Origin of the sequence: Prevotella sp. CAG:255 (assembly GCF_000431195.1) — a bacterium.
GTDB lineage: Bacteria > Bacteroidota > Bacteroidia > Bacteroidales > Bacteroidaceae > Prevotella > Prevotella rara.
The window spans coordinates 86,996-98,757 of the sequence record NZ_HF986781.1 but is presented as its reverse complement, the minus strand read 5'-3'; the positions used below and the strand labels follow the sequence as shown (position 1 = coordinate 98,757).

11 protein-coding genes are annotated in these 11,762 nt (G+C 43.9%); 9 read left to right on the top strand and 2 right to left on the bottom strand.

All coding sequences use genetic code 11. The features are described from left to right. From QVO66_RS03460 to guaA, 3 genes are all read left to right on the top strand, one after another. On the top strand, positions 1-343 hold a 343-nt coding region (locus tag QVO66_RS03460), incomplete at its 5' end, for a RapZ C-terminal domain-containing protein (protein WP_288172530.1). A gap of 27 nt (positions 344-370) precedes the next feature. Next, positions 371-1,099, top strand: coding sequence for a nucleotidyltransferase family protein (locus QVO66_RS03455; protein ID WP_288172536.1), 729 nt, complete (start codon positions 371-373; stop codon positions 1,097-1,099). Positions 1,100-1,103: 4 nt separating this feature from the next. Beyond that, positions 1,104-2,648 (top strand): glutamine-hydrolyzing GMP synthase, encoded by a 1,545-nt coding sequence (guaA, locus tag QVO66_RS03450; protein WP_021854009.1) that lies wholly within the window; start codon positions 1,104-1,106, stop codon positions 2,646-2,648. Between the two features lie 901 nt (positions 2,649-3,549). Here the strand turns inward: guaA and QVO66_RS03445 are convergent. Then, positions 3,550-4,848, bottom strand: coding sequence for an alpha/beta hydrolase-fold protein (locus QVO66_RS03445; RefSeq protein ID WP_288172528.1), 1,299 nt, complete (start codon positions 4,846-4,848; stop codon positions 3,550-3,552). Between the two features lie 957 nt (positions 4,849-5,805). Here QVO66_RS03445 and QVO66_RS03440 point away from each other — a divergent pair. From QVO66_RS03440 to QVO66_RS03415, 6 genes are all read left to right on the top strand, one after another. Beyond that, positions 5,806-6,159 carry a hypothetical protein gene (locus QVO66_RS03440; protein ID WP_021854006.1) on the top strand — a complete coding sequence of 118 codons (354 nt, stop codon included), beginning with the start codon at positions 5,806-5,808 and terminating at the stop codon, positions 6,157-6,159. Positions 6,160-6,615: 456 nt separating this feature from the next. Next, positions 6,616-7,023 (top strand): DUF4112 domain-containing protein, encoded by a 408-nt coding sequence (locus QVO66_RS03435; RefSeq protein ID WP_288172526.1) that lies wholly within the window; start codon positions 6,616-6,618, stop codon positions 7,021-7,023. 126 nt (positions 7,024-7,149) lie between these two features. After that, positions 7,150-7,911: a hypothetical protein gene (locus QVO66_RS03430; protein WP_021854003.1), complete on the top strand. Its 762-nt coding sequence runs from the start codon at positions 7,150-7,152 to the stop codon at positions 7,909-7,911. Positions 7,912-8,357: 446 nt separating this feature from the next. Next, entirely contained in the window at positions 8,358-10,094 is a 1,737-nt protein-coding gene (locus QVO66_RS03425) for an ATP-binding protein (protein ID WP_021854001.1), read from the top strand. 30 nt (positions 10,095-10,124) lie between these two features. Continuing rightward, a complete protein-coding gene (locus tag QVO66_RS03420; RefSeq protein WP_021854000.1) occupies positions 10,125-10,343 on the top strand; it encodes a hypothetical protein in 219 nt (72 codons plus the stop codon). An 18-nt stretch (positions 10,344-10,361) separates the two neighbouring features. Further along, a complete protein-coding gene (locus QVO66_RS03415) occupies positions 10,362-11,036 on the top strand; it encodes a helix-turn-helix transcriptional regulator (RefSeq protein WP_021853999.1) in 675 nt (224 codons plus the stop codon). A gap of 157 nt (positions 11,037-11,193) precedes the next feature. Here the strand turns inward: QVO66_RS03415 and QVO66_RS03410 are convergent, their stop codons facing one another. Next, positions 11,194-11,631, bottom strand: a complete 438-nt coding sequence (locus QVO66_RS03410) for a DUF6515 family protein (RefSeq protein ID WP_021853998.1) — start codon at positions 11,629-11,631, stop codon at positions 11,194-11,196. Between the last annotated feature and the right edge of the window lie 131 nt (positions 11,632-11,762).

The following is an 11,762-nucleotide window of genomic DNA, read 5'->3' as shown; positions in this document are numbered from 1 at the left end:
TGGTTATGTGTTCGACTGCCGCAGCACACATAATCCCGGACGATATGAGCCGTACAAGAAACTTACGGGACTTGACGAACCTGTTATACGTTTCCTTGAGGACGACGGAGAGATACTGACATTCCTCGACAGCGTTTATAAACTTGCTGATGCTCATGTGCGCCGCTATATCCAGCGCGGATTCACAAGCTTGATGTTCTGTTTCGGATGTACAGGCGGACAGCACCGCAGCGTCTATTCGGCACAGCATCTGGCAGAACATATCAACAAGAAGTTCGGCATAGAGGTGCATATCATACACAGAGAACAAAACATAACACAGACGCTTGAGGCGTTGAAATGAAATAAAAACTCAAAAAATATGCTGAAGATGCAGGCTATGATATTTGCAGCCGGACTGGGCACAAGGCTCAAACCGCTTACCGACACCATGCCGAAAGCACTTGTCAGAGTAGGTGGCAAGCCGCTGATAGAGCGCGTTATTGAAAAGCTGAAAGATGCCGGAGCCGACCGCATTGTGGTCAACGTTCATCATTTTGCGTCGCAGATTGTCGGTTATCTTAAAGACAACGATAACTTCTGCACAGACATCAGGGTGTCTGACGAGACAGACAAGCTGCTCGACACGGGCGGAGGCATAAAGAAAGCCGCGCCGCTGTTCGACAGCGACAAACCTGTGCTGATACATAATGTAGACATATTGAGCAACGTTGACCTCGCACATCTGTACGCCATGCACGGCGACAGCGCCGCGACGCTTGTTGTAAGCAGCCGTAAGACAAAGCGCTATCTGCTCTTTGACGACGACATGAGGCTGAAAGGATGGACAAACATTGAGACGGGCGAGGTAAGAAGTCCATACCCTGACCTGAATGTTGCCGACTGCCGCATGCTGGCGTTCTCGGGCATACATGTCATCTCGCCGTCTATGTTCGGCCTTATGGACGAATTCCCCGACAAGTTCGGCATAATAGACTTTTATCTTAAAGTGTGCGACAAAGTGGTGATAAAAGGATACGACAAAACCGACCTGAGGCTTATGGACGTAGGAAAACTTGACACACTTGCAGAAGCAGAAAATTTTATAAACCAATTATAATAATATGCAACAGAAAATTATTATTCTCGATTTTGGTTCACAAACCACACAGCTGATAGGCCGTAGAGTGCGTGAGCTCGACACGTTTTGCGAAATCTTGCCTTACAACAAGTTTCCGAAAGACGACAGCGACGTTATCGGTGTGATTCTGAGCGGATCGCCCTATTCTGTTCATGATGAAGAGGCCTTCAAGGTAGACCTCAGTCAGTTTGTAGGCAAATATCCGGTGCTCGGCATCTGCTACGGAGCGCAGTTTATTGCCAACTCTAACGGCGGAAAGGTTGAAAAGACCGGCACACGCGAGTATGGACGTGCCAACTTGAGGACATTCGATGCCGACAATGCTCTGTTTAAAGGCTTCGAAGAGAACTCTCAGGTATGGATGAGCCACGGCGACACCATCACCGCAATACCGGCCGACTGCCATGTGATTGCTTCAACAGCCGACGTTAAGTATGCCGCTTATGCAAGCGACACCAACCCATTGTGGGCTGTTCAGTTCCACCCAGAGGTGTTCCACACAACACAGGGCAAGCTGTTGCTCAAGAACTTTGTTGTTGACATTTGCGGAAGCAAGCAGCAGTGGAGTCCCGCTTCATTCGTAGATTCTACGGTGAGCGAGCTTAAGGAGCAGTTGGGCAACGACCGCGTAATCCTCGGTCTGAGCGGCGGTGTAGACTCTTCGGTTTGTGCTACATTGCTTAACCGTGCCATCGGAAAGAACCTTACATGTATCTTCGTTGACCACGGAATGTTGCGCAAGAACGAGTTCCAGAAGGTTATGAAGGCATATCAGGGACTCGGACTCAACGTTATCGGCGTTGATGCAAGCGAGAAGTTCTTCAAAGATCTTGAAGGCGTTACCGACCCTGAGCAGAAGCGCAAGATTATAGGCCGCGACTTTGTTGAGGTGTTCAATGCCGAGGCAAAGAAGATTACTGATGCCAAGTGGCTTGCACAGGGCACAATCTATCCCGACCGCATTGAGAGTCTGAGCATAACAGGTATGGTTATCAAGAGTCATCACAACGTTGGCGGACTGCCGGAGGAGATGCATCTGCAGCTCTGCGAGCCGCTGAAGTGGCTGTTTAAGGACGAAGTGCGCCGCGTAGGCTACGAGCTTGGCATGCCCGAGCGCCTCATCAAGCGCCATCCGTTCCCCGGACCGGGTCTTGCTGTTCGTATTCTCGGCGACATCACACGCGAGAAGGTGCGCATACTTCAGGATGCCGACGACATCTATATCGAGGCAATGCACAACTATATCTGTGAAGACGGCGAATGTCTTTACGACAAGGTTTGGCAGGCAGGAACGGTGCTTCTTTCTACGATACGCAGCGTGGGAGTCATGGGCGACGAGCGCACTTACGAGCATCCTGTGGCTTTGCGTGCCGTAACGAGCACAGACGCCATGACAGCCGACTGGGCACATCTGCCTTACGACTTTATGGCTAAGGTTTCTAACGAGATTATCAATAAGGTGAAAGGCGTCAACCGCGTTTGCTATGACATCTCGTCAAAGCCGCCTTCGACAATCGAGTGGGAGTAAGTCTGGCTGACAGAACAGGCTTTTTGCGCGGCATCGTCTGCGCATGATATACAATTAACCCCAAATCGGTTATTAGGATTCAGTCTGTATTTTTGCTTTATATTGAGCGGCTTTTGGTTGGATTTTTTGCAGGCATAGCGGGTTATGTCAAGAAAAATCGAACAAAAAGACGCCAATAGAAACAAAAAGGCTGGCTGAAAGCATGAATACACAAAATTGATAAAACTATGTGCGGTCTAATGACCGATTGGGGTTAACCTGCAAGGGCAAATGCTATATGACGCATTTGCCCTTGTTGCGTAATATAGGCGGGCTTGTGATATTGGTGCTAACATGCATGGCTATTCGTTTTGTCTGGCAATGTCAAAAGTCTGTTTTTATTGTTATAAGCCATATAATCTTTTTGAAAGAAACTCATCACTCGTCACATTGCGGTTTAACACGCTGACCGTCAATGAGATATGGCGTGATGAGTTGACTTTCTCACTCGTCACGTTTGACTGTTTTGGGCAGAATGTGCCTTTCCCTGATTTAGGTTGACCCTGAATGTGATGAGTTATAAATGTAACTCATCACAGCGTAAGTGTCTTATTGTCAGTAACTTATGCGTAGATGTGACGAGTGATAAGTTTTTATGAAAAATATTTCTATTGCTTTTCCATGTTATGATAAATGCATTTGGCTTATGTTACGTCAGCTACAGGCTTTTCTTCTCATTCCATGCAAAAGCATACCTTTTGAGTGCCGAAAGGTGTCCTTTTGATACCCGAAAGATGGCCTTTTATAAGGTAAGATGCTGTTAGCTGTTGATAAAAGATTATTGGTATCTTCATTTGTGTTTGACAAATCAGATTGAGAATACCGTTTCATGACAGCCAATAGACAGTTTTTTCTGTAGCCGCTATTTATGCTGTTCGAAGAGCCAGTCCTGCACGCCCTTTATTCCGTAAGCCACGAACCATGTAGCGCGGTGGTTGCCGCCTGTGAGATGTGTGAAGAGCAGATGGTTGCCTTCGGCCCTCATTTTGTCGGCTTCGTCAGAGAGCGCTTCTGGTGTCTGTGTCATGTCCCATGTAGCTTCAGACACTTTGCTTCCCTGGTTTCGCCATATCTCAACAGCCTGTCCTTGCAGTGAGTTGGACGAGCTGTCGCCCTCACATGATATAATCCATATATTCTGTTTGTCAAGGGGTGCCATGATAGACGGAAGCCATTTGCCGGCAACAAGCAGGGCTCCGGCAAACATGTCGGGTTCTTTGAGCATCATCACGATAGACGACATGCAGCCCATCGACTGCCCCGTGGTGTATATCCGGCTGCTGTCTACAGAATAGCGTGTCTGCAGGTCTTTCAGCAATGCTATTGTCGCGTCGAGATGGTGACTGTAGTTCCAGTTGTCGTCTACTGTTATATAAGGATATTCGGGTGCAACCACAATGCATCTGTGCCGTGCCTGCGCCTCAGGTTCAGCCCATGACGTGGCGCCGTTGCCCTGATACAGGGGCTGCTTTACCTGAGAGCTTGCCACTCCGGCATCGTGAATGAACAGGACAAGAGGATATTTTTTTGCGGGGTCGTAGTCTTCGGGCAAATATATGTTATATGGCAGCACCTGTCCTGTATACGGGCTGACGAATTCTTCTTGCCTGAAGTCGTCTGCTACAAGGCACTTCTCTTCAGTGCTGTTTATCTGTGTGTCGCTGGCCTTATAGGTTTTTCCTCCGGCAGTTTTTATATCCTTTATCTGCACCACGACAGCATTGCCGGGGTATTCGTCGTCTCCTCCAGTGCTCCATCCGGCCCTCAGTCCAGGGCCACCCTGCATCAGGTCGCGCTCTTTTTTCTTTTCCAGGTCAGCATTTGTGGGCTGTTTTGGCTGTGCGTATAAGTCAACTTCTGCTTTCACCTCAATGACGACATACTTTCCGTCTGTGCCTTTCTCTGTCTTTTCCGGCACATTATTGGCATATACGTCTGTCACCTCCTTGCCGACGACTGCATAACTGCCGGCCGACAGGCTCTTGTTGCTTATAGGAGTGTCGTATTCCAGAATGACAGTTGACACCTTGCGTCCGTCACCAAGCACTTTGCTTACAGCTGTTACAGATTTTATATGCTCTAAAGATGTGGAGTTGTTTTGGGCTTGTGCCAAGCCAAGGAATCCTGCCAGAACCATTGTGAAAATTGCTTTTTTGTTCATAACAATACAAATTGAAATGATATTTATCACATTGATTGGATTTTGCAAATATACATATATTTTGGTAAGAAAAGCTCTTGATATGTGTCTTTGGTTTGTTTATTTTGTGATTTTTATCACTTTGTGTCGTATGCATTAACTTAAATTTGAATTATGAGAATGATGTTGCAATATAGTTTTATGGCCGAAGAGGCTTTATGACACTTTTATTGCCTTTGACCTCTGACTTGTCATATGATATATGTATTGGTTATTATGGCATATCTGCTACAGGCTTTTACTGCCATTCAATGTAGAAGCATTTGTTTTGATGCTCAGAAAGAATCTTCTATAAAATCAAATTGTCCATTATGTAATATTATTACTTGCCGGTTATCGGCAGAATTATGGCATTATCATCAAACATATGCTCTATGTTGGCATAACATTGCCCTATATTTGCTTGAAAAATAGAAAATGAAAGAGGACTGCACAAGTTTTCAGACAAAAGGTTTGAATGTTGATGAAAAATTAATATCTTTGCCTTTGACATATTGTGTGCAGAAAAATGCGCACAGACAGAAGTACTTGTGTACACGCACAGACAGTGACGTTCAGGGAGTAGAATCTGGCAGTTCAATCCTGATAGTAATGAATGATTGTCTGAGCGAGTTCACACCATGCTATTGGTGTGGATTCCTCTTTCATGTTTTCTTTATTATCGGGTTTTGCCAGAACCTTACTCTCAGAAAGCGTGGGGGAGTGAGTTCACACCGCTTTTTGTAAACAGAAAACGTAACTTGATGGTTGGTTGCATGGCATCTGATTATTTGTTGTAACGTGTTACATAATGCAAAAACACAAGAACACTCTTGGGTTAATAATTGTGAAGTGAACCATTGTGAACTTGATTGGCAGATTTAAATGCTCTATTTTTGTTAAATAAATATTGAAGGACACAAATTTGATAAGATAATAATGAAAAACAAAATACCGACTATATCTATAACCGCCATATGCCTTTTGGCATTAATCGTATTGTCATCCGGTATTCAGTCGGAGAAAGGAGGAAAAATGCAGCAGAAATATTATTATTGTGAGTATTGTGGTCATCGCTTTCCGTCAGTGCGCCTGCTGACTTCAGCCCCGTGTGTCCGCCATCCCGACGGCCCGAACAAAGGTCGCCACAAGCTGTATGAAGGCACGGAGAAGAGCGAATACACCTGCAAATATTGCGGTCGGAAGTTCCCGTCGATAATGCTGATGACAGCAGCACCGTGCGTAAATCATCCAAAAGGTCCGAATAAGGGCAACCACTCTCCGGCGCTGTGAAAATAACATGGCTCTTTAGTTTTACTGAAATTTCCGTTCAAGTTATTGACCTTATGCTTTAGTATGGCATATCATAGGCGTATCTTTGGAATTGAAAATTAATGTATAACGTAAAAAATAAAGATTATGTTAAGAGGATTTATAAAATTTCATTGCACCGAGTGTGGTAATAACTTCATCGGTCCGGATATAGAATATGCTGCAACCATATTTTCAATGCCACTGCGATGTCCAAAATGCCAAAGTATCAGGACTTTGCCAAAAGGTTATTTAACTCAGCCTAATAATCTTAAATTTTATAAGAGTATTTGGGAGAGATATGAGAATAAGTAATTCAAAATAAACATTAGTAGACACTAATGATGTTTTATATATGATTAAATGAATATGAATATTTCAGAGTATGAAATAAAGTCATCCAAATCATACCAACTTGCAGAAAGGATTACGCGGTTGATGGATAAATATTATCTTGATGCTGTGTTGGGCTTTTTGCTTGAAGGATTTGGTGACTTGTTCACACAGTTGCTTACGCTGCCTTACATTTATGTCAGTGCAGTTAAGATACGGTCGGTGCCGTTGACACTGGCGGTGATTTATAATGCGCTGTGTGATATAGCGATGGGACTTATACCATTTTATGTCGGTGATGTCATTGACGTGTTCAACAAGTCGTTTGTCCGAAATTTTAAACTGATTGTTGGATTTGTTGAAGGCGACAAAAAGGTTATAAGTGAGATAAACCGCAAGGCGGTGAGGATGGCTGTTCTCATAGTTATGCTGTGCGTGATTATTTATTTCCTTGTGTTGTTGACAATAAAGGTGATGACATGGTTTTGGCACGTTATTGCAGGGCTGTTTTAGTTAAACTGAAAATAGAATAAGCCATATGATTTAGAATGGAAACATGCGGAGATTTTAATATAATTTCTTTTGGCCTTTTTAATTTTAGTATGGCTCATAAATTAATTCAAATATGATTTATAGAAAATGAATTATAAGCAATTTGAAGATAATATTTTTGCTGAATGGCGGAAGCGTTCTGTCGCCAACGGTGATGGCTGCGAACTAGCACCTGACGGACTGCTTTATCGTGGACGGTTTGTTTATAAAGACGGCTATTGGAGCCGTGAACCGGGCAATGAGAATGCTATATGGGAGCGTGCCAAGAGGCGTGTGTTGATACTGACCAAAGACCTTAATGATGAGGAAGCGTGGGACATACGTGCGGAGACAGGACGCAACAACTTCTCTGGCGAAAATAATGTTGTGGTTTCTGCACCGTTCTATAAGAATCTCATGCGCTGGGTTTACGGATTGCTGACGATCGACGCCAACGGACATGCCAAGAAGTTTGCAGAAATAGACAGACAAGATGTTTATCGGCCATTTTACGACCAGGCACCCGTAGCCCGTGTAAACTGCAAAAAACAAGTAGGTACGAGCAGCATTGAAACTTCTGTGTTGAAGTCGTATATGGAGCGTTATAAAGACTTGCTGGTGAAACAGATTGCTGCCTATGACGCAAACATTCTTTTATGTTGTGGCGCTTCAGGAGCAATAAAGGATTTTGTTGCAGAGAATTATCTTACAGACTTGCTAAAACTGAACAACTGGGTATATTATTCTCCACGAACCCGTAAGATGGTTATTGACAGCTGGCATCCAACCTATACAGGCGATACGCACGAAAAAATGTATTCTGACATGATGTCTGGCGTTGAAGAAGCGTGGAGCAGGATTAAGCTTTAAGTTATAAAAGTAATATTATCATGAGACTTGTCTGTCAGTGTTTCAGATTGTATGTTGTTGACAGTGTGTACAACACCTTACTTTCCGAAATGCTGACAGATTTTTTTGATGCCGAACTACGGCATTATGTAAATTACGACAGAGATTTTTGAAATAAGAAAATTTTGAAAGACAATATGTTACAATATAGCAAATTCTTTAGGTATCACTGCCAGCATGTTGATGTAATCTTGGTGATATCGAGCATGTAAAAGTAGAAAAATATTTTGGTTGTGCTTTATTTTGGCATAGCTAATGGCAATCTTTGCATCCGTAAAACATAACTGTGTGGCTTGGATGTACACGGAAAGGCTGCTAAATAGGTAGCTTTGTCTGAAAAAGACGGAACAGACACCAGGCTTATACAGTTTGGAGATGATAAAGTAAAAACATAAAGGATGTATAAGATGGGAGAATTAAAAGTGAAAACAGAAACAGGCGAACAGACAGAAAAGACAGAGAAGAAAGAAAAGCTGACATTGATGACGGCTATGGATAATATCGTAGAGCTCTCTGAAGGTTCAAACCTGAGCGATGAGTTTTATGAGAAGGCAAAACGTTATATCAGTTATGTGTGCCGTAAATTGTCCGTGAACAAAGTACAAGCCGTGCTGCTGTCGCTGTTTGTAGACAACTGCTGGGACAGAGATGTCGAACTCCGAACTTTGGCAGAATATCTGAAATGCCGTATGGTAAGGATGATAAACTACAGCACTGAGATTGACGAGCTTTTAAAAAGAAAGATGATACGCATAAAAAACAGACGTGGTGAAACAACATACGCCATGGGGCCTGATGTGATAGATGCGTTTAAGCATAATGAGGCATTTGTGCCGGCTGAGCCTAAGCTTCTTACTTGCGATGAGTTGTTTTGTGAGATTTACAGTCTGTTTGAATCTCGTGTTTATGATTATTTGCAGTATGAAGAATTTATTTCAGAATTATTCAGTTTGCTTGAAACAAACAGAAATCTTGAGTTTGTAAAGCAGTTGCGTACCTATAAACTTATCTGTGACCATACTGTAAATGACGAAGGCATAATATTTGTTTTCTGGGCAAGTCGTTTAGTTTGTGACAACGATTACAACCTGGACACGCAAAGTTTTAGAGACTTATTCAAGAATAGGGCTATTGCAAATAAGCTGAAGGGTAAGCTCTCTCGAGGCGAAAGCATGCTGCAAAAGAACGGACTGATTCAATTCTGTAATGAAGACGGACTGGTCAACCACGAGAAATATAACCTGACGGTAAAGGCTAAACAGGAGTTTCTGTCAGAGCTGAACATGAATTTGAACGCTACGACCAGATTCAAAGAGCTGATAAAGCATGAAGACATAACGGAGTGCAAGATGTACTATAACAAACGCGAAAGCCGTCAGGTCGAGCAGCTGAAAGAGTTGCTCACCGAAGAAAGATACACCAAAGTGTGCAGCGAATTAAAGAGAGTAGGAATGCGCTCAGGCTTTACGTGCTTGTTTTATGGCGCACCTGGAACGGGAAAGACTGAAACTGTTATGCAGCTGGCTAAGGCAACACACCGTGATGTAATACAGGTGAATTATGCTGAACTGAAAAGTTGCTGGGTTGGCGAGAGCGAGAAGAATGTGAAAAACCTTTTTGACCGTTACAGCGCGTTGGTAAACTCCTCAGATGTAACACCAATCCTGCTTTTTAATGAGGCCGACGCTCTGATTGGCATCAGGCAGAAAGGTGCCGACCGGGCTGTGGAAAAGATGGAGAACTCAATACAGAACATAATTCTTCAGGAGCTTGAACAGCTCGAGGGTATATTTATAGCCACGACGAATCTTACTGAGAATCTGGACAAAGCCTTTGAGCGCCGCTTCCTTTATAAGATAGAGTTCGAAAAGCCGAGCATTGTGGCACGATGCGGCATCTGGAAGAGCATGATACCTATAATCAGTGACGAAGATATATGCTATCTGGCTTATCATTATGATTTTAGCGGCGGGCAGATTGAGAACGTTGCGCGCAAGCAGGCCATCGACCTCATCCTCTATGGAAAAGAGAAAATGAGTCTGGAATATATAAAGGAGAAATGTGATGAGGAACTGATACACAAAAATCCGATGCCGAGAGTGGGATTCATTAGTGATGCAGGAATATCACGAAAGACATCGTAATATAAATTGACATTTAAATAAGAATAAAATATGACACAAGATCTTTTTGACAAATACATTTGGCTGGTTGACACCATCTACCGTGCCCGGAACATAACCTTCGAGGAGATAAACGAGCGGTGGCTGCGCTCGCAGCTAAGCGAAGGCGTAGACCTGCCTCTGCGCACGTTTCATAACTGGCGCAAAGCCATAGAGAAAGTGTTTGACATAAACATTGAATGCGACCGCCGGCACGGCTACTATTATTAAATCGGGAATGCCGAGGACATGGAGCGGGGCGGCATACGCAACTGGCTGCTCAATACGTTTGCGGTTAACAATCTTATAAATGAGAGCCATCATCTGAAGCGGCGCATATTGTTTGAGGAAATACCGTCGGGCCGGGATTATCTTGCACCGGTGATAGAGGCTATGCGCGACAGCCTGAAGATAGAGATAAGCCATAAGGGATACTTTGACGGCGAGGCTAAGATTTATACCATAAGTCCTTATTGCGTCAAAGTGTTCAGGCAGCGGTGGTATGTCGTGGGACTATGCGACGAGCGCAATGCCGTAAGGACATTCTCGCTCGACAGGATATTAAGGCTTGACACCACAGACAATAAGTTTACATATCCAAAGGACTTCGACCCTGAAGCATGGTTCTCAAGCTGTTTCGGAATAATAACCGAAGACATCAAGCCGGAACGGGTACGCATCAAGGTGTACGGCCGTCAGCGTATGTATCTGCGTTCGCTTAGACTTCACTCTTCGCAGACCGAGACAGAAACATATTCAGACTATTCCGTATTTGAGTATTACATAAAGCCGACGTTCGATTTCCGTCAGGAACTGCTTTCACGCGGCGGGGCGGTCGAGGTGTTGTCGCCCGTATGGTTTCGCGACGAGATGGCTGACGAAGTGGCAGACATGGCTGTTGCCTATGGGCTGATAAAAAAATAGCAGCATATTTATGAAAACAAAAGTATGAACGCGCATGGGGTTGTTGCAGCGTTCATACTTTCTTTTTATATTCAAAATTAAAGCATTATTTAGGGTTTCCAGGTTTATATCATTTTAGGTCTTGGGGTTATATCATTTTAGATTTGGAATTTATTTTTTATAAGAAACCTACAATTTTGAACTTAAATGCTCCGTTAGAAGTAATTTTCTCGTAAACCACTCCGCCGAATGCATAGCCTATTCTGCCGTGCGGACGCTTAACCGTTACATAGCCGGTGGGCAGACTTGGCACAATCATTCCGATTGACGGCTTTACCACAACGTATGTGCCGCCCCTGTCGCAATAGTAACGTCCGTGTGAGTAGATGTACGGCCTGTGGTTATGATGTATCACCACTCCAGGCGGGCGTCCGTGCGGCGGCGGAGCAGGGCGCTTTTTGTGATGATATTTTTTATGTGGCGGTGCCTTGTGGTGATGTTTCTTATGGTGTTTGGGCTGAGTTATATACGATGTCTCAGTCAGTGTAGAGGCTCCTGTTGTTGCGCATGTGAGCGTCAGAAGCATTAGCAGCGATAATAGTCTGAATCTTCTCATAGCGTAGTCTCCTTTTATTTTGTTATTGTTTTTTGCCTGTCTCAGTCTCTGTTTCCAGTCAGCTCAGACATTTTTGTTATTTTTCTGTTGCAAAGATAGGCGTAAAATATCTATAAACAGAATTGTTTTCC

Coding starts and splice junctions, on each gene's coding strand:
- QVO66_RS03455 (WP_288172536.1), top strand. CDS start 371: ATGCAGGCTATGATATTTGCAGCCGGACTGGGCACAAGGCTCAAACCG.
- QVO66_RS03445 (WP_288172528.1), bottom strand. CDS start 4,848: ATGAACAAAAAAGCAATTTTCACAATGGTTCTGGCAGGATTCCTTGGC.
- QVO66_RS03425 (WP_021854001.1), top strand. CDS start 8,358: ATGGGAGAATTAAAAGTGAAAACAGAAACAGGCGAACAGACAGAAAAG.
- QVO66_RS03435 (WP_288172526.1), top strand. CDS start 6,616: ATGGATAAATATTATCTTGATGCTGTGTTGGGCTTTTTGCTTGAAGGA.
- QVO66_RS03410 (WP_021853998.1), bottom strand. CDS start 11,631: ATGAGAAGATTCAGACTATTATCGCTGCTAATGCTTCTGACGCTCACA.
- QVO66_RS03440 (WP_021854006.1), top strand. CDS start 5,806: ATGAAAAACAAAATACCGACTATATCTATAACCGCCATATGCCTTTTG.
- QVO66_RS03420 (WP_021854000.1), top strand. CDS start 10,125: ATGACACAAGATCTTTTTGACAAATACATTTGGCTGGTTGACACCATC.
- QVO66_RS03415 (WP_021853999.1), top strand. CDS start 10,362: ATGGAGCGGGGCGGCATACGCAACTGGCTGCTCAATACGTTTGCGGTT.
- guaA (WP_021854009.1), top strand. CDS start 1,104: ATGCAACAGAAAATTATTATTCTCGATTTTGGTTCACAAACCACACAG.
- QVO66_RS03430 (WP_021854003.1), top strand. CDS start 7,150: ATGAATTATAAGCAATTTGAAGATAATATTTTTGCTGAATGGCGGAAG.